Raw genomic sequence first — 17,777 nt, forward strand, 5'->3', positions numbered from 1 at the left:
CGCGTGAATGAAGAGCAGCTGAACCAAGCGTACGTTGTAACCCTGTCCTGCCCGGACCGTCCCGGAATCGTCCACGCGGTGGCCGGAGCGCTGCTGGTGGCGGGGTGCAACATCACGGATTCGCAGCAGTACGGCAGCCCTTCAACCGGGAACTTCTTCATGCGCGTTGAGGTGACCACTGCAGCCCCCAAGTCGGAGCTCCGTGCCGCGCTGGAGCCAGTGGCGGAGGCCTTCTCCATGCAGTGGAACCTCAATACTGTTGGCGACAAGGTGCGCACCCTGGTTATGGCCAGCACTTCTGCCCACTGCCTCAACGACCTGCTGTTCCAGCAGCGCTCGGGCACCCTGCCCATTGAGATTCCCGCCATTGTGTCCAACCACCAGGATCTCGCCGGGCTGGCCGAGTTCTACGGCATCCCCTTCCACTACATCCCGGTGACCAAGGACACCAAGGTGCAGGCGGAGGACAAACTGCGCGCCATCATCGCGGAGCACGATATCGAGTTGACCGTGCTGGCCCGCTACATGCAGATCCTCTCCGATGAACTCTGCACCGAGCTGACCGGCAAGGCCATCAACATCCACCACTCGTTCCTGCCCTCCTTCAAGGGCGCCAAGCCGTACCACCAGGCACATGCCCGCGGCGTGAAGCTGATCGGTGCCACGGCTCACTATGTGACGGCCGCCCTGGATGAGGGGCCCATCATCGAACAGGAAGTCATCCGGGTGGACCACGCCCGCACCCCTGAGCAGTTCGTGCAGATCGGCCGCGACGTGGAGGGGCGCACGCTGGTCCAGGCCGTGCAGTGGCACGCCGAGCACCGCGTGCTCCTGGACGGCAACCGGACGGTGGTCTTCAACTGACGCGGTCTTCAACTGACGGTGGTCTTCAACTAGGTAGCAGTAGATGCCGTTTTGGGGCCTCAAAACGGCATCTACTGCGAGTCAGTTGGGTGCAGGGGTGGCTTATGGTGAAGCCATGGCTCCTCTGTACCCTTTCGCCGGAAATTCCCCGGCTGTCCATGACTCAGCGTTCGTAGCCCCGTCGGCCTCGATCATCGGCAACGCCAGCCTGGGACCGGATTCCAGTGCCTTCTACGGCGTCTCCGTCCGCGCCGACACCGCGGCCATCACCGTGGGTGCCGGCAGCAACCTGCAGGACAACGTGGTGCTGCACGCCGACCCCGGCTTCCCCTGCACGGTGGGCGAACGGGTCAGCGTGGGGCACGCCGCCGTCGTCCATGGCTGCACGGTGGAGGACGACTGCCTGATCGGCATGGGCGCCACCGTCCTCAACGGCGCCGTGATCGGCGCCGGCTCGCTGGTGGCGGCCGGCGCCGTCGTGCTTGAAGGAACGGTGGTTCCGCCCCGGTCGCTGGTGGCGGGCGTGCCCGCCAAGGTGCGCCGCGAACTCACGGATGAAGAGTTCGACGGCGTCCGCGCCAATGCGGCGCGCTACGTGGAACTCGCGGCGAAACACCGCGAGCTCCACGCCTGACCCAGTCCGGCCTGCATCAGTCCAGGCTGATGGGCCCGAACTCGTCCAGCAGGTCGCCCGGGCCGGGGTTGCCCGGCGCGGAGGACCCGCCCAGGTGCTTCACCACGCCCCACACCGCGTTCAGCCCCGTGGTGACGGCGCCTTCCGCCCAGCCGGCGGTGAAGGAGACGTCGTCGCCGGCCAGGAAGATGCCGCGCTGGGACTCCGGCAGTTTGTCCTGCTTGAAGTGGGTGAACAACCTCTGCTGGTAGCGGTAGTGGCCGGGGAGGTTGGCTTTGAAGGCACCCATGAAGTTGGGGTCCGCCTCCCAGGACACGGTGATGGGCTGGCCCACGATGTGCCCTGCGATGTCCACTCCGGGGTAGATCTGTTCGAGCGAGTGCAGCATCAGTTCCACGCGTTCGTCGGCGTCCAGGGCCAGCCACTTCAGCGCGTCGTCGTTCCAGGTGTAGGAGAGCAGGATGACGGCGGGCTGGTCAGGGCCGTTGTCCAGCAGGTAGGTGGCGCGGTTCAGCCTGTCGGTCAGCGTCATGGACAGGACCTCGTTGCCGGTGTCCGGGTCGATGTCCTTCCAGAACGGCCGGTCCACCATGACGAACGTCTTGGAGGACTGCATGTAGTGCGAGCGCTCCATCGCGGTCCACAGCTCGGCCGGGAACAAGGCCTCCTCCGTGTGGATCCGGGTGGACAGCAGCCAGGACTGGCAGGTGGTCACCACCGCCGGGTAGCTGGCCTCGCGGCCCCAGCGTTCACGGATCCGCAGGTTCCCGTCCGGGTCGCGGCTGATCCTTCCCACGGCACCGCGGGGCGATCCGGAGTGCAGCGAGGAAAGGGAGGTGCCGGCGGGCCAGTGCACCATGTCCGACGGCGCGTGCTGCCAGAGTGCCTCGGGCAGGCGCTGTGCTCCCCCGCGGATCAGCCGGTGCTGGTCGTCCGCGTCGGTGTAGACCACGCGAAGGATTTCCAGGATGGAGTTGGGGAAGTCGGTGTCCCAGCCGCCGGTGCCGAACCCCACCTGGCCAAAGGCCTCCCGGTGGGCGAAGCCTGCCTTCTTGAAGGACTCGCTGGCTGCGATGAAGCCGTAGAAGGTCTGCTCGTCCATGAGCGGCAGCAGTTCGTTCCAGAGGTCCTTGATGCGGGCCATGTCCCGGGCCCGGATGGCGTCCTGCATTTCGACGAACTTGGCGCCGTCATTGACCGCGGCCTTCCAGGCGTCGGCCACCTCGCGGAAGAACGGCGGAAGGTCGCCCGGCTTCTCCGCATAGTGCTTCTTGCCGGCCAGCTCGATCACGGTGCTGGACGTGGCCTCGGCGAGGGGGTTTGGGAACTCCTGGGTCTCCAGGCCCAGCAGGTCCACGTAATGGTAGAAGGCCTTGCCCGATACCGGGAAGCGCATCCCGCCCAGGTCCGCCACCACTCCGGGCGCTGCGGGGAAGGCGGCGGTGCGGAGCCGCCCGCCGATCTGGTCCGCTTCATAGACCACGGGCCGCAGTCCCAGTTTCATCAGTTCATAGGCGGTCACCAGGCCGGAGAGGCCGGCGCCGATGACGGCGACTTCCGTGCCGTAAAGCTCCGGCGGGACGGAACCCAGGCCATCGGGGTGGGCCAGGTAGTGGTCGTAGCTGAACGGAAAGTCGGGGTTCAGCATGGTGATGGGGGCCGCGTTTCCGGCGATGCCCCGTCCGGCGGCGCCTGCGGGAGCCGCGGAGGTGCTGGAGGGGTCGAAGGCCGGCAGTTCGGTGGCGGTTGTCATGATAGTTCTGCTTTCACAGGTTCCTGGCGTGGGGCCTTGGCGGTCAGTTCACGGTAGTCGAGCTCACTGAGAGCCGCTACCTTCGAGTTCCGGCGTCCATAGCCGAAGTAGATGGCGATCCCCACCAGCATCCAGGCACCAAAGACAACCCAGGTATCGGCTCCAAGGTTGGCCATCAGGTAGGCGCACATCAGCGTGCCCAGCACGGGAGTCAGGGGATACAGCGGCACCCGGAAGCTTCGCTTGAGGTCCGGCCGGTTGCGCCGCAGGTAGATGACGGCGACATTGACCAGCGCGAAGGCGAACAGGGTTCCGATGCTGGTGGCATCGGCGAGGGCGCCGAGCGGGACCAGGCCCGCGGTGAGTGCGACGGCGGTGCCGACAATCAGGGTTCCTGCGGCCGGGGTGCCGGTCCGGGCGGAGACGCGTCCAAAGACCTCGGGCACCAGGCCGTCCCGGGACATCGAGAGCAGGATGCGGGTTTGGCCATACAGGACCGTGAGCACGATGCTGGCGATCGCAAGGACAGCGCCGACCGAAAAGACCAAGGCGATCCACGGCTGGTTGGTGGTCTCCTCCAGGATCTGGACCAGGGCGGCTTCGGTGCCGTCGAACCAGCCCCAGGGCCGGGCACCGATGGCGGCGACGGCCACGAGGACGTAGATGCTGGTGACGATCACCATGGACAGCAGGATGGCGCGGGGAAGATCGCGTTTGGGGTTCCTGGCCTCTTCGCCCGCAGTGGATGCCGCGTCGAAACCGATGTAGGAAAAGAACACCCGGGAAGCGGCCGCGGACACACCTGCGGCACCCATGGGAAGGAGCGGTTCGAAGTTGCCGGCGTTGAAGGCGGTAAAGGCAACAGCGCAGAAGAACAGCAGGATGCCGATCTTGATGATGACGACGGCGGTGTTGATCCAGGCGCTTTCACGGGCGCCGCGGACCAGCAGGACCATGGCCAGCACCACGATGGCCACCGCTGGGATGTTCACCAGTCCGCCGTCCCCGGGCGGCTGCGACATGGCATCGGGCAGCACCTGGCCGAACGCTGCCAGCGCCTCGTTGACGTACTGCCCTGCCCCCACAGCTACGGCAGCGACGGAGACGGCGTATTCAAGGACAAGGCACCACCCGCAGATCCAGGCCATCCCCTCGCCCATGGTGGCGTAGGAGTAGGAGTAGCTGGAGCCCGCGACGGGGACCAGGCCTGCCATTTCGGCGTAGGACACCGCTGAGAGCAGCGCGGCCAGGCCGGCGATGACGAACGAGATCCAGATGGCCGGGCCAGCCAACGGAACCGACTCGCCAAGGATCACCAGGATGCCGGTCCCCAGGGTGGCGCCCACGCTGATCATGGTCAGGTGGAGGACGCCGAAACTGCGAACCAGTCCAGTGCCGTCCTGGCCTGTTCCGGCCTCACTGACCATCTGGCCGATCGGTTTACGGCGCAGCAGCTGTGTCCGGAGGCTGGGCCGCACGCCGCTTGGCACAAGAGTTTTTTCGGTGGTCACAGGCACAGTCACCGTTGACGTCCCTTCAGAGTAGTTGTCGGTTTCCCCTTCCCAAGGTTGGCATGTGAGCCAACTCTCAGCGCGGTGCAAAATGACTTATAGTGATCCACCATGAGACTTAATGCACATGATGTCCGCTGAGCCGGCCACGTCAGGACGGCTGAGCTTCGTCACCCTCCAGCAGTTCCTCGACCAGCTGCCGCCGCTGTTGACAATGCTTCACGACGGCGGCAGCGGCGGCCGGCTGCTGCGGTGGGTTGAGCCCAGTGAGCTGGAGGACCCCACGCCCTACCTTCCGGAGGGGGAATTCCTGCTCACCGCCGGCCTCCCCTTCCTTGGTGACGGGGGATCACCCGCCAGCGTGGACGCCTATGTCCGCCGGCTGGTGGAGGCCAAGGTGGCGGCCCTGGGCTTCGGGATCAGGCCGTACTTCGACGCCGTCCCGGAGGTGGTCCTCGACGCGTGCCGGCGGCACAACCTCACCTTGTTCGAGGTGCCCGAGTCGCTTCCCTTCGCGGCGATCGGCCTGCAGTTTTCCCAGCTCCTGGAAACCGACAACGCCAGGGTCTTCCGGCAGCTGGCAGAGACCAACCGGCAGCTCATGCGCGCCGTCCTCTCCCCCAAACCGGAGCACGAACTACTGGCTGCGCTGGTCCAGCGCGTGCCCGTGTGGGCCGTGATGGTGGGAGCGGACGGCCGGGTCCGGGCCCGGGGCACCAGCGCCGGCGGCAGCACCGCCGTCGAACTTTCCCTGCTGGAACCCATGCTGGAACGGCTGCTGTCCGGCCGTGGCCCCCGGGTGGAAATGGACGGCTTTGACCAACCCGGCTCGGCGCTGGTGGTGGGCCATCCGCTGCGGAGCACCAGGGACGCCAACCTCGGTGCCCTGATCCTGGGCTCGGACGATCCGCTGACCCCCGCCCAGAACAACGTGGTCCAGTCCGCCGTCGGACTGCTGGAGCTGCTGGTCCGGCAGCGAACCAGTGGCTCGCTCGCCCCCAGCCAGCTGGCCACCGCCGTCCTGCTGCACCCCGAGAGCCTCACCACCGGCGGGAGCAAGCACGTCAACGGGCTCAAGGACCTGCTGGCGCAGAGCCTGTCTTCCACCCGGTCCGCGCCCATCCGCGTGCTTCAAGGCGTCAAGGTGGATGCCCCGGAGTGGCCGGCGGGAGACAGCCCCGTCAGGGAACTGCTGGAGTGGCGGCGCATGTTCGACACCAAGCTGGTGGAGATCACCGACTACGGGTTCGCCGCGCTGACCCGGCTCAAGGTGGACGACGCGCTGCTTGCCGACGTCGAGAGGCTCGGCTGGCGCCTGGTGATCGGCGAACCCACCGAGCTGACCAGCCTTCCCGCCGCGTACCAACGGGCCACGTCCCTGCGCAGCCGGGTCCAGCGAAGTGGACAGAGCCTGCGGGCCGACGAGGTGTCCTGGTCGGTCACGGGCCTGCTGGGCCGTGAGGCCGGAACCTTGCTGGCCGAGCGGCTCCTGCATCCTGTCCTGGCGCTCGAACCGGACCGGCGCGATCCGCTGCTGGCCGTCCTGCGTGGCTGGCTTGGCGAAAACGGCAGCTGGGATGGTTCCGCCAAGCTGCTGGGGCTGCACCGCAACAGCGTGCGGCGGCAGATCGGCGTCATTGCCGACATGCTGGGGATGGACCTGAACCAGGCGCAGGTGCGGGCTGAGCTCTGGATTGCGCTGCAGTACACCGAAGGGCTGACCGGCGGGGCGGCGGGAAACGGCGCCTGAAGGCGGTTATCCGCCCTGCTGGCCTGCTTCCCGCGCCAGGCCGGCCTCCCACTCCCGGTAAAGCTCCGGCCGGCGTTCCCGCAGGTACGGCACCTCGTCCCTGGCTGCGCGCACCGCATCAGGGCCTATCTCCGCGAAAAGCACTGCAGGGGTGTCCGCTGCTTCGGCGAGGAGCCTGCCGTCGGGTCCCGCCACCACGCTTCCGCCGCCGAAAGTGTAGGCGTCCTCGACCCCACAGTGGTTGGCATAGGCAACATAAAGTTGGCTTTCCAGCGCCCGCGCCCGGATGAGTACCTGGGGCACGGCCTCGTAACCGGCCGACAGGGCAGTGGGGACCAGGAGCAGTTCCGCGCCGCGGGCCGCCGCTGCCCGGGCGGCCTCGGGGAACTCGATGTCGTAGCAGATCAGCAGGGAGGTGCGGACACCCTCGAAATCCACGACGGCGGGAGGTTGCGCGGCTGCCACGAACGCCTTGCGTTCCTCATTGCCGAACAGATGCACCTTGGCATACCTGAGGAGTTCGGTGCCCGTGGCATCAACCAGGGTCGCTGTAATGTGCCACGCGGGGCTGCCGGCGACCCCAGCGCCGGCACCGTCCCCAGCCGCTTCGGCGGGCAGGCTGTAGACAAGGGCAATCCTGTTACGGCGGGCGATATCAGCCAGCCGTTCGCGGACAGCGGGAAAGGTTGCCGGGTCCAGGTCGCCGCGCACCCGCAGCGGGGCGTAGCCCACGGGGAAAAGCTCCGGCGTCAGGAGCAGGTGGGCACCGGCACGGGCAGCCCGGGTGGCGGCGTCGTCGATGGTCCGAAGGTTGGCCTCGACGTCCAGGACCACGGCGTTCGCCTGCAGGACGGACAGCAGCATCGTTACCACCTTCTGTATCCCCGTCCATCTGAAATGGCTGGGCCCGACTGATCTCTCGTTCCAGCCTAACCAGCCGCCAGCGGAGGATTGTGGGTCGTTTGGACCCGGGCGCCCGCGCGCCGGGACGGAATGCACAGATGCCGCGGAGGGTACTCATGACGGCCGATTTCCTGCATGCCCGTACAGGCCATGCGTTAACTTCTTGACTACAAGAGCAGCGATAGGGCAATCTTCTTAGCATGTCCGCAACCACGCGCTCAACGAGGAGCAAGCCCAAGAATCCGGGGTCCCAGTCCGCCCTGCGGCAACTGAACCAGCAGCGGATTATTGAGGCACTCATGGGCGGCCCGTCCACGCAGGCGGAGCTCGCCCGGCAGACGGGGCTCTCCACCGCCACCGTCTCGAACATCGTCAAAATCATGCTTGACTCCGGCCTGGCATCCACAGAGCCGATAACCAGTTCAGGGCGCCGGGCGCTGAATGTGCGACTGAACAGCAACGGCGCCGTGGCGGTCGGCATCGACTTCGGCCGGCGGCACCTGCGGGTGGTCCTGGCCTCGCTCAGCTACCACGTCATCGCTGAAGAATCAGTGCTGCTCCCGCTGGGCCACCAGGCGGATGAGGGCATCCATGCAGCGGTGGAACTACTGGAGAAACTACTCCGGGAAAGCGGGGTGGAACGCACCTCCGTGGTGGGCGCCGGCGTCGGTATTCCGGGCCCCATTGACCGGCGGACCGGGACCGTGGCCCAAGGGGCCATCCTTCCCGAATGGGTGGGCATCAACATCCTTCAGCACCTGGAGGAAACGTTGAGAATCCCCGTGTTCGTTGACAACGACGCCAATCTGGGCGCATGGTCCGAGGTGACCTGGGGGCAGCACTCCGGCGTCAGCAACCTGATGTTCCTGAAGATCGGTTCCGGCATCGGCGCCGGCTTGATCCTCAACGGTTCGCCGTACTACGGCAACGTTGGAATCACCGGCGAAATAGGCCATGCCACCATCCACGAACAGGGCCTGGTGTGCCGCTGCGGCAACCGTGGATGCCTCGAAACCATAGCATCCACCACCACCATGATTGAGCTCCTCAGCCGGGGCGAGGACCGGCCATTGACGCCGGCGGATATTGTCCGCAAGGCCCTGAACAGGGACTCCGCCACCCTGCGCGTGGTGGACGACGCAGGACTGGCGGTGGGCCGGGCGCTGGGCAATGTTGCGAACCTGATCAACCCCGAGGTGATCGTGGTGGGCGGGCCGCTGGCAGGCCTGGGGGACATCCTCCTGGACCCAATCCGGAGGGGGCTGATCCGGCATGCGGTGCCGGTCATCGGGGAGACCACCACCCTCACCATGTCCTCCCTGGGCGACCGGGCAGAGGCCCTCGGCGCGGCCGCCCTGGTCTTCCAGCACGCCGGAATCCGCAAGCCGTAGACCACATCGTTACCCAGCAATTGCGTTAAAGACTTGACGACAACAGCTGTGATCCAGTTTACTTTTGGTTCAGACGGCCCTGCGCTTTGCCGGCCGGACAAAGAAGTCATTGCATTGGAGGGTTAGGGTTCATGACGTCCCAGACCACGCATACGGATCCGATCATTCTCGAGATGCGGTCCATCACCAAGGAATTCCCCGGCGTTAAAGCGTTGGATAACGTAAGCCTTCGGGTCAAAGCCGGTGAGATCCACGCCATTTGCGGCGAGAACGGCGCCGGCAAATCCACCCTGATGAAAGTCCTCTCCGGCGTTTACCCTTACGGCAGCTACGACGGCGACATCGTCTACCAGGGGCAGGTCCAGCAGTTCAGGGATATCCGGGCCAGCGAACACGCCGGCATCGTGATCATCCACCAGGAACTGGCGTTGATCCCGGAGCTGTCCATCATGGAGAACATCTTCCTTGGCAACGAACCCACAAAGCGGGGCATGATCGACTGGGCCGAAGCCAGGCTGCGGTCACTGGACCTGCTGGCGAGGGTGGGCCTGCGGGATGATCCGGACACGCCCATCAAGGAGATCGGCGTAGGCAAGCAGCAGCTGGTGGAGATCGCCAAAGCGCTGAACAAGTCCGTGAAGATCCTGATCCTGGACGAGCCCACTGCCGCCCTCAACGAGTCCGACTCCCAGCACCTGCTGGACCTGATGCTCGGGCTGAAGGCCAAGGGCATCACGTCCATCATCATTTCCCACAAACTCAACGAGATCGAGCAGATCGCCGACTCCATCACCATCATCCGTGACGGCAAATCCATCGAAACCCTTGACGTGAAGGCCGACGGCGTGGACGAGGACCGTATTATCAAGGGCATGGTGGGGCGGACCCTCGAGTCCCGCTTCCCGGACCACACCCCCAAGATCGGCGAAGTGTTCTTCGAGGTGAAGAACTGGACCGTCGCCCATCCTCAGATCCAGGACCGGCTGGTATGTAAGAATTCCAGCTTCTTTGTACGCCGCGGCGAGATCGTCGGCTTCGCCGGGCTGATGGGCGCGGGCCGCACCGAACTGGCCCGTTCCGTCTTCGGCCGGTCGTACGGCCATTTCGTCTCCGGCCAGATCTATATCAACGGCAAGGAAGTCACACTCAAAAGCGTCCACCAAGCTATCGACGCCGGACTGGGCTACGTTACCGAAGACCGGAAATCCCTCGGACTGAATTTGCTTGACGACATCAAGACCACAACGGTCTCCGCCAACCTCGAAAAGATCAGCAAACGCAGTGTGGTGGACACCAACCAGGAATTCGCTGTGGCGGAGCAGTATCGTCGGTCGCTGCGGACCAAGGCCCCTTCAGTACAGGAAGGGGTGGCCAAGCTGTCCGGCGGCAACCAGCAAAAGGTGGTCCTGGCCAAATGGATGTTTACGGACCCCGACCTGCTGATCCTGGACGAACCCACCCGCGGCATCGACGTCGGGGCCAAGTACGAGATCTACGGCATCATCCAGGAGCTTGCCAACCAGGGCAAGGGCGTCATCGTGATTTCCTCTGAGCTGCCGGAACTTCTGGGTCTCTCGGACCGCATCTACACGATCTTCGAGGGTGCCATCACCGGGGTGCTCAACAAAGAGGAAGCCAGCCAGGAAAGCCTGATGAAGCTCATGACCTCCACCACTCGAAAAGCTGCCTAACCCTCTGGAGCTTTCCAGAACCTTCCAGAAACAAGGACCAAAACAATGAACGCGCTCAAGAAACTCTTCGGTGGTGACACCCGCCAGTTCGGGATGATCTTTGCCTTGGTGGCTCTGATAGTTCTCTTCCAGTGGCTCACCGGCGGCATCACGCTTACCCCGGGTAACGTCATCAACCTCTTCAATGGCAACTCCTATATCCTCATCCTCGCCATCGGCATGGTGCTGGTGATCATCGCCGGCCACATCGACTTGTCGGTAGGCTCGGTGGCGGCGTTCGTCGGGATGATGGTGGCCATCACGATGCGGGACTGGAACCTCCCTTGGTACCTGGCTATCCTCCTGGGCCTCGGCCTGGGGGCCGCTATCGGAGCCTGGCAAGGGTGGTGGACGGCCTATGTCGGCATCCCCGCATTCATCGTCACCTTGGCGGGCATGCTGATCTTCCGCGGGGCGCAGCAGTTTGTTGGCCAGTCCAACTCCATTCCTGTCCCAAGGGAGTTCCAGTACATCGGAGCAGGCTACCTGCCTGAAGTCGGGCCAGACACTGGGTTCAACAACCTCACGCTCCTCCTTGGACTTGCAGCAGTCGCGTTCGTGGTCTTTAGTGAAATACGGCGCCGGCGCATGGCCAAAGCCCTCGGCGCTGAGGTTTCGGAGACCTGGGTGAGCGTCCTCAGGCTGGTCCTGATTTGCGGCGCAATTCTGTACGCGACCTACCTGTTCGCCACTGGCCGTCCGGGCACCTCCTTCCCAATCCCCGGCCTCATTCTCGCTGTGCTGGTCTTGATTTATGGCTTCATTTCCTCGAAAACGGTCGTTGGACGGCACGTATATGCGGTGGGTGGCAACCGCCACGCGGCAGAACTCTCCGGCGTGAAGTCAAAGAAGATCAACTTCCTGGTCATGATGAACATGTCCATCATCGCCGGACTGGCCGGAATGATCTTCGTTGCCCGTTCCACCTCGGCGGGACCTTCTGACGGCACAGGCTGGGAACTTGATGCCATCGCCGCAGTGTTCATCGGCGGTGCGGCGGTGACTGGCGGCGTCGGTACGGTCATCGGCTCCATCGTCGGTGGTCTGGTGATGGCCGTGTTGAACAACGGTCTGCAGTTGCTCAGCGTCGGCGCTGACTGGCAGTCCATGATCAAAGGCCTGGTGCTGCTGGTGGCAGTTGCCATCGATGTGTACAACAAGTCACAGGGACGGGCGTCAATTATCGGATTGATGATGAAGAACTTCAACCGTCCATCCAGCGGACCCGGCACCCCTCTTCAGCCGGACGAGGTCACCTCTACACGAGAAACCATCTCCAGGGAAGCCTGAGCAGGACTTCCTGACCCCAACACCCCCAAAAGAAAGTGGACAAGAAATGCGAATGTTTGGCAAAGCAGGGAAGGCAGCAGCGGTAGCTGCCATCGCAGCATTGGCGCTGACGGGCTGCGGACGTTCCGAACCCAGTAACTCTGGCGGTGGCGCCAGTGGGGGAGCCGGAGGCTTCCCGCAGGACTCGGCGATCGGTGTGGCACTTCCGAAGAAGACCAGCGAGAACTGGGTCCTGGCGGAGAAGCTGTTCAACGACGGTCTTTCCAGTGCCGGTTTCAAACCCACGGTCCAGTTCGCCAACAATGGTGTGGCCGAACAGCAGAACCAGATCAGTGCCATGATCGCCAAGGGCGCCAAGGTGGTTATCGTGGGTGCATTGGACGGGTCCCAGCTGGGTACCCAGCTCAAGCAGGCCAAGGACGCCGGAGCCACGGTCATCGCTTACGACCGCCTGCTGCTGAACACCGAGAATGTGGACTACTACGTGGCTTACGACAACTTCAAGGTCGGCCAGCTGCAAGGACAGGCGCTGTTGGACGGGATGAAGGCCAAGAAGCCCTCCGGCCCGTACAACGTTGAGCTTCTCGCTGGCTCGCCGGACGATGCCAATGCAAAGGTGTTTTTCGACGGTGCCATGAGCGTCCTGAAAGCTAAGATCGACGACGGCACGCTGAAGGTTCTCTCCGGCCAAACCACGTTTGAGAAGGCTGTGACCCAGGACTGGAAAGCTGAGAACGCCCAGCGCCGCATGGATACCATCCTGACCGGATCGTACGGAACCGAGTCGTTGGACGGCGTCCTCTCCCCCAACGACACTCTGGCCCGTGCCGTCCTGACTTCAGTCAAGGCCGCCGGCAAGCCGCTTCCCGTCGTCACCGGGCAGGACTCCGAGGTTGAGTCCGTCAAGTCGATCCTTGCGGGCGAGCAGTACTCCACCATCAATAAGGACACCCGCAAGCTCGTTGAGCACGCCATCACCATGGTCAAGGACCTCCAGGCGGGCAAGAAGCCTGAGGTCAACGACGACAAGTCCTACAACAATGGCAACAAGGTGGTTCCCGCCTACCTGCTGGAGCCGGTCATCGTGACGGCCGCCAATGTGAAGACTGCTTACAAAGGTGACCCGGTCCTCGAACCGATCATCAAGTAACAGCTTCTAGAACCAGCCGGTACACCCGGAGGCCGGGAAGCCCGGCCCCACCCTGAACTGCTCCCCGTAAGTTGGACTGAAGATTCAGTTCCGACTTACGGGGAGCAGTTTCGTTTTTTAAGGGCAGTCCGCTGTCCGGGGAGCAGCCCGAAGCCGCGGCGCCGGCAGATCCGGTCAGACCAGCCAGCGCCACCAGCGTGGCTGCTCCTGTTCCGGCGTCGGTTCCGGCTCCGGCTCCTCGCCCAAGGCCAGTGCGGCCCCGACGATGTCGTCCGCGGTGAGCGTCATGACGGCCTCACGATCGAGCGCGTCAAGACTTTGTTCCTCGTCGAGCGACAGCCGCAGCGCCTGACGGTTGAGCGCCTGCTCGAACAATGTGCGGGCGAACCGCGCGTTGCCGGAGTCCTCGCCCGCGTGCAGCCCGGTGAAAATGCGGCGCAGCATCTGGTCCGCACCCGGCTCCAGCCTGTACTCGTGCTGGGCCAGCATCCGGTGGAAGATCGTCTGGAGTGCGTCGACGGAGTAGTCGGGGAACGTGATTTCACGGGCGAACCGGGAGCGCAGTCCGGGGTTCGAGAGCAGGAAGGACTCCATCAGCCGCGGGTACCCGGCCACAATCACCACCAGGCGGTGGCGGTGGTCCTCCATCCGCTTGAGCAGGACCTCGATCGCCTCGGGGCCGAAATCCATCCGGCCGTCCTCCGGGGCCAGCGCGTAGGCCTCGTCAATGAACAGGACGCCGTCCAGCGCGCGCCGGATCACCCGGTCTGTCTTGATGGCGGTGGTGCCGACGTACTGCCCTACCAGGCCCGAACGGTCGACCTCGACCAGATGGCCTTTCTGCAGCAGGCCGACCGCGCGGTACATCTCGGCCAGGAGCCGCGCCACGGTGGTCTTGCCCGTGCCCGGGTTTCCGAGGAATACCAGATGCTGTGATGTGGCCACCTCCGGCAGGTCGTGCGCCTTACGGCGGGCCTGGACCTGGAGCAGTGCGACGAGCGCCCGCACCTGTTCCTTCACTGTCTCCAGTCCGACCAGGGCGTCGAGCTCGGCCTGCAGCTCGGACAGCGGCCGCGCCGGCCCGGGCCTCGCAGCCATGAGATCGCCCACCAGGTCGTCGACGCGCTCCGAACCGGGCAGCTTGAGCTGATCGGCCAGACGGCCGATGGTTTCGCGCAGGTCGTCAAGCGGATTGCGGCTGGCAGCCATGCATCCACTGTAGTACCAGCACTCGATTCCCGGCCCTGCCCTTCACAGCCCAGACACAGGTGGGGCCGGATTGCTGCACAGGATGCCCAGCGAGGGTTGATGCGAAGCCGGCCCTCCGCGCCGGCACCTGAGTCATAGGAGTAACGTGAGCGTCCTTGCCCGAAGCGTAGGCAATGCCTTCAGAAACAAGGTCCGCACCGCAGCTGTTGTCGCGGTGCTGGCCGTCGCCATTGGCCTTGCCCTGGCCATGCTGGTAGCCAACCAGGCGGTCGGGGCGAAAGTGCAGGAGCTCAATGCGTCCGTCGGCACCGTCCTGACCGTCAACCCCGCCGGCGGGCAAGGTTTCGAAGGCGGCGGTGAGCCGCTCACCACCAGCCAGGCAGCCACGGCCGCCGGCGTGCCCAACGTCAGTGCCGTCGTCGGGACATCCTCCCTGCGGCTTCGCAATGCCACCGAAGCGGCCGCACAGGCCGCGGCCGGGCAAACGGGACAGACCGGGCAGGCAGGGCCCGGAGGCCAGAACGGGCAGGGAGGCCCCGGCGGCCAGGCGGCAGCCACACTGACCACCAGCCTCACGGCGGCGGTGGACGCAGGCACCCTTGGCAACCGCAACCAGCAGGCCAACGGAAGCACGGGCTCCACCGGAACCACGCAGCAGCCCGTCCGGTCCCTGCCGATCACCGCCACCGGCATTGGCGCCGAAGTCGACACCACCGGCAAGGCACTGAACATCACGCAGGGCTCCGGGCTCGGCGACTACTCGGCAGCATCCACCAGTGCCCTGCTGGGCACCACCCTGGCAGGGAAGAACAACCTCACGGTTGGCTCCACCTTCACCATCAACGACCAGACCTACACGGTCTCGGGATTGTTCGACGCCGGCACCACCTTTGGCAACAACGCTGTGTATGTCACCCTCCCCACCGCCCAGACCCTGGCAGGCACACCGGGTGAACTGTCCAGCATGATCGTCACGGTCAACTCCATGGACAACGTGGCCAGCACCAAGACGGCCCTGCAGACGGCTCTCGGCACGGACAAGGCCGATGTCACCCAGGGCCAGAACCTGCAGACCGCGGTCAGTTCGCTGGACAGCGTCAAGAACATTTCCTTCATCGCCTTCATCGCCGCCCTGGGCACCGCAGGGCTCATCATCCTGCTCATCATGGTGATGCTGGTCCGCGAGCGCCGCAGGGAAATCGGCGTGCTGAAGGCGATCGGCGCGCCCAACCGCACCATCGGCCTGCAGTTCGTCCTCGAGGCACTGGTCCTGGCAGCCCTGGGCAGCGCCGTCGGTGCCGCCATTGCATCGTTCGCCAGCGGCGGCATCGCCTCGGCACTGATCAGCAGCAACACCACCAGAACCACCGCCGCCACGGGCCGCGGCGTCCCGGGCGGGGCCGGTGGTGGCGCGGGCTTCCCGGGCGGCCAGGGCGGACCCTTCGGCGGCGCTTCCCAGCTGTTGAACTCCGTGACCGCCAGCGCCTCACCGGGGGTGATCGCCGGTGGCATCGCTGCTGTGTTCGGTGTCGCCATCATCGGCGCCCTGGTTCCCGCGCTGCTCACCGCGCGCATCCGTCCCATCGAAGTCCTGCGAGGAGAATAGCCATGATAGAAGTCAAGAACCTGGTCCGCACCTTCAACTCCGGTGACCGCACCATCAAACCGGTCAACGACGTCAGCTTCGCCCTGGACCAGGGCACCCTGGCCTCGATCGTGGGCAAGAGCGGCAGCGGCAAGAGCACCCTGTTGTCCCTCCTTGGGGCACTGGACAAGCCCACCAGCGGAGACGTCGTCGTGGACGGCGTCAGCCTGGCGAGCCTGCCGGACAGCAAGCTGACGGAATACCGCCGCCGGGACATCGGATTCGTGTTCCAGCAGTTCAACCTGATCCCCAACCTGTCCGCCGTGGACAACGTCATGCTCCCCATGGAATTTGCCGGGGTGCGCAAGGCCGCCCGGCTGGAGCGCGCCAGGGAATTGCTGGAGCAGGTCCAGCTGGATCCGTCCAAGCACGAACGGCGCATCAACCGGCTTTCCGGCGGCGAACAGCAAAGGGTGGCCATTGCGCGGGCCCTGGCCAACGAACCGAAGCTCATCCTCGCCGATGAGCCCACCGGCAACCTTGACGAACAGACCGGCGACCACATCATCGAACTCCTCAGCTCGCTGAGCCGCGACCACGACACCACCATCCTGGTGGTCACCCACGACCGGGCCCTGGCGAACAAGACGGACCGCCGCTTCCGCCTCCAGCAGGGCAAGCTGGCGGAGGAACCGGTCCGCGGCCGGACCGCCGTCGCCGCTTCCGCCTGACCTCAGCCAAGGGGCCAGCGGTGGGGGACATCCCGTCCCCCACCGCTGGCCCCTTTATTGCTTGTCCCCGTCGCCGGCACGTCCCCGGTCCTCACCCGCCGCTGTGACAGGATTGCAGCTATGACTGCTCCCATCGCCACGCCATGGCTTTCCAGCCAGCCTGACCAGGATCCCCGCTCCGCCACCGGGGCTCCCCTGCGCTGGGGAATTATTGCAACGGGCAGCATCGCCCGCGCCGTGTCCCAGGATCTCGCGCTGCTTGAAGACGCCGAGCTGTACGCGGTCAGCTCCCGGGCACAGGACAGCGCGGACGCTTTTGCCGTGGCCTATGACTTCGCAAAAGCCTATGGTGACGACGGCGGTGTCCCCGGCTACCAGCGGCTCCTCGCCGATGACGCCGTGGACGTTGTCTACGTCGCCACGCCGCACGCGCAGCACCACGAGATGGTTCTCGCCGCCCTCAACGCCGGCAAGCACGTGCTCTGCGAGAAGGCGTTCACCATCAACGCCCGGGAAGCATCCGAGCTCATCGATGTTGCCCGCAGCCGAGGTCTCTTCCTCATGGAAGCCATGTGGAGCCGGTTCCTGCCCTCGATGCAGCGGGCGTTCCAGATCGCAGCTTCGGGTGAACTTGGCGACATCCACTGGATTACCGCGGACCTGGGCTTCCCCGCCCCCTACTCCCCCACGGCCAGGTTGTGGGCGCGGAAGGACGGCGGAGGGGCGTTGCTGGACTTGTCCGTCTACCCGCTCCTGTGGGCGCTGGGCACCCTTGGCTTTCCCCACACCGTGAGCGCCACGGGCTTCGTCAACGACGACGGCGTGGATTCGCAGAACGCCATGACCCTCGGCTACGGCCACGCGGCCCAGGTCCAGCTCACCTCCTCACTCCTGGCACACGGTCCGCGCACGGCGACCGTCGCAGGGAGCCTGGGCTTCCTGCAGAGCGTGGGCTCCATCAACAACCCCCGCGAACTCCTCATCACCAAGGGGTGGGAAGACCGCCGGACGGAAACCTTCGACGTTGTGGGCAAGGGGTACACCTACGAGCTGCGCGAAGTAATGCGGTGTGTCCAGCAGGGAGTGACGGAGAGTCCGGTGATGCCGCTCGAAGACACACTGAACACCATGCGGCTTTTCGATGGCGTTCGTGCCCAGCTCGGTGTGACCTACCCCAACGACGGCCATTAGCAAGAGGCGCCGCGAAAGATGCTCGACGCCGGCAAGGCGGCTTTCGCGGTGAGGTTGGGGCATGTGACTTCCTGCTTTCGCCCTT

Annotated in this window: 14 protein-coding genes; 10 read left to right on the top strand and 4 right to left on the bottom strand. The window is 65.1% G+C overall.

Going from position 1 to position 17,777, the window contains the following annotated elements:
* The first annotated feature begins 3 nt into the window (after positions 1-3).
* Positions 4-864: a formyltetrahydrofolate deformylase gene (gene purU / locus FB478_RS11485; RefSeq protein WP_144600488.1), complete on the top strand. Its 861-nt coding sequence runs from the start codon at positions 4-6 to the stop codon at positions 862-864.
* Positions 865-979: 115 nt separating this feature from the next.
* Complete coding sequence (locus FB478_RS11490) at positions 980-1,498, top strand: gamma carbonic anhydrase family protein (RefSeq protein ID WP_018770233.1); 519 nt, start codon at positions 980-982, stop codon at positions 1,496-1,498.
* 16 nt (positions 1,499-1,514) lie between these two features.
* On the opposite strand, the gene FB478_RS11495 is transcribed toward FB478_RS11490, so the two are convergent.
* Entirely contained in the window at positions 1,515-3,251 is a 1,737-nt protein-coding gene (locus tag FB478_RS11495; protein WP_186447787.1) for an NAD(P)/FAD-dependent oxidoreductase, read from the bottom strand.
* Entirely contained in the window at positions 3,248-4,678 is a 1,431-nt protein-coding gene (locus FB478_RS11500; protein ID WP_315898342.1) for an amino acid permease, read from the bottom strand. The genes FB478_RS11495 and FB478_RS11500 overlap by 4 nt, the downstream gene beginning before the upstream one ends.
* A gap of 214 nt (positions 4,679-4,892) precedes the next feature.
* Here FB478_RS11500 and FB478_RS11505 point away from each other — a divergent pair, with 214 nt between their 5' ends.
* A complete protein-coding gene (locus FB478_RS11505; protein ID WP_144600690.1) occupies positions 4,893-6,512 on the top strand; it encodes a PucR family transcriptional regulator in 1,620 nt (539 codons plus the stop codon).
* 6 nt (positions 6,513-6,518) lie between these two features.
* Here FB478_RS11505 and FB478_RS11510 read toward each other — a convergent pair whose 3' ends face one another.
* Positions 6,519-7,376 carry a nitrilase-related carbon-nitrogen hydrolase gene (locus FB478_RS11510; RefSeq protein ID WP_056393439.1) on the bottom strand — a complete coding sequence of 286 codons (858 nt, stop codon included), beginning with the start codon at positions 7,374-7,376 and terminating at the stop codon, positions 6,519-6,521.
* A gap of 239 nt (positions 7,377-7,615) precedes the next feature.
* On the opposite strand from FB478_RS11510, the gene FB478_RS11515 reads away from it, so the two are divergent.
* The 4 genes from FB478_RS11515 (at position 7,616) to FB478_RS11530 (ending at position 12,976) form a co-directional block, all read left to right on the top strand.
* Positions 7,616-8,806 carry an ROK family transcriptional regulator gene (locus tag FB478_RS11515; protein ID WP_018770238.1) on the top strand — a complete coding sequence of 397 codons (1,191 nt, stop codon included), beginning with the start codon at positions 7,616-7,618 and terminating at the stop codon, positions 8,804-8,806.
* Between the two features lie 131 nt (positions 8,807-8,937).
* Entirely contained in the window at positions 8,938-10,497 is a 1,560-nt protein-coding gene (mmsA, locus tag FB478_RS11520) for a multiple monosaccharide ABC transporter ATP-binding protein (RefSeq protein WP_144600490.1), read from the top strand.
* A gap of 45 nt (positions 10,498-10,542) precedes the next feature.
* The gene (mmsB, locus tag FB478_RS11525) at positions 10,543-11,826 is read left to right on the top strand and encodes a multiple monosaccharide ABC transporter permease (protein WP_056393436.1); all 1,284 of its coding nucleotides are present in this window, start codon (positions 10,543-10,545) and stop codon (positions 11,824-11,826) included.
* A gap of 46 nt (positions 11,827-11,872) precedes the next feature.
* Positions 11,873-12,976 carry a sugar-binding protein gene (locus tag FB478_RS11530; RefSeq protein ID WP_056332472.1) on the top strand — a complete coding sequence of 368 codons (1,104 nt, stop codon included), beginning with the start codon at positions 11,873-11,875 and terminating at the stop codon, positions 12,974-12,976.
* A 174-nt stretch (positions 12,977-13,150) separates the two neighbouring features.
* Here FB478_RS11530 and FB478_RS11535 read toward each other — a convergent pair whose 3' ends face one another.
* Positions 13,151-14,185 (bottom strand): AAA family ATPase, encoded by a 1,035-nt coding sequence (locus FB478_RS11535; RefSeq protein ID WP_144600492.1) that lies wholly within the window; start codon positions 14,183-14,185, stop codon positions 13,151-13,153.
* A 145-nt stretch (positions 14,186-14,330) separates the two neighbouring features.
* On the opposite strand from FB478_RS11535, the gene FB478_RS11540 reads away from it, so the two are divergent.
* From FB478_RS11540 to FB478_RS11550, 3 genes are all read left to right on the top strand, one after another.
* Positions 14,331-15,791, top strand: a complete 1,461-nt coding sequence (locus FB478_RS11540; protein WP_134164572.1) for an ABC transporter permease — start codon at positions 14,331-14,333, stop codon at positions 15,789-15,791.
* A gap of 2 nt (positions 15,792-15,793) precedes the next feature.
* Positions 15,794-16,501 carry an ABC transporter ATP-binding protein gene (locus tag FB478_RS11545; protein ID WP_144600494.1) on the top strand — a complete coding sequence of 236 codons (708 nt, stop codon included), beginning with the start codon at positions 15,794-15,796 and terminating at the stop codon, positions 16,499-16,501.
* A gap of 120 nt (positions 16,502-16,621) precedes the next feature.
* Entirely contained in the window at positions 16,622-17,692 is a 1,071-nt protein-coding gene (locus FB478_RS11550; protein WP_056393428.1) for a Gfo/Idh/MocA family protein, read from the top strand.
* Positions 17,693-17,777 lie beyond the last annotated feature (85 nt).

Source organism: Arthrobacter sp. AG367, assembly GCF_007828995.1.
Lineage (GTDB): Bacteria > Actinomycetota > Actinomycetes > Actinomycetales > Micrococcaceae > Arthrobacter.

Coding starts and splice junctions, on each gene's coding strand:
- FB478_RS11490 (WP_018770233.1), top strand. CDS start 980: ATGGCTCCTCTGTACCCTTTCGCCGGAAATTCCCCGGCTGTCCATGAC.
- FB478_RS11495 (WP_186447787.1), bottom strand. CDS start 3,251: ATGACAACCGCCACCGAACTGCCGGCCTTCGACCCCTCCAGCACCTCC.
- FB478_RS11500 (WP_315898342.1), bottom strand. CDS start 4,678: ATGGTCAGTGAGGCCGGAACAGGCCAGGACGGCACTGGACTGGTTCGC.
- FB478_RS11505 (WP_144600690.1), top strand. CDS start 4,893: ATGTCCGCTGAGCCGGCCACGTCAGGACGGCTGAGCTTCGTCACCCTC.
- FB478_RS11510 (WP_056393439.1), bottom strand. CDS start 7,376: ATGCTGCTGTCCGTCCTGCAGGCGAACGCCGTGGTCCTGGACGTCGAG.
- FB478_RS11515 (WP_018770238.1), top strand. CDS start 7,616: ATGTCCGCAACCACGCGCTCAACGAGGAGCAAGCCCAAGAATCCGGGG.
- mmsA (WP_144600490.1), top strand. CDS start 8,938: ATGACGTCCCAGACCACGCATACGGATCCGATCATTCTCGAGATGCGG.
- mmsB (WP_056393436.1), top strand. CDS start 10,543: ATGAACGCGCTCAAGAAACTCTTCGGTGGTGACACCCGCCAGTTCGGG.
- FB478_RS11530 (WP_056332472.1), top strand. CDS start 11,873: ATGCGAATGTTTGGCAAAGCAGGGAAGGCAGCAGCGGTAGCTGCCATC.
- FB478_RS11535 (WP_144600492.1), bottom strand. CDS start 14,185: ATGGCTGCCAGCCGCAATCCGCTTGACGACCTGCGCGAAACCATCGGC.
- FB478_RS11545 (WP_144600494.1), top strand. CDS start 15,794: ATGATAGAAGTCAAGAACCTGGTCCGCACCTTCAACTCCGGTGACCGC.
- FB478_RS11550 (WP_056393428.1), top strand. CDS start 16,622: ATGACTGCTCCCATCGCCACGCCATGGCTTTCCAGCCAGCCTGACCAG.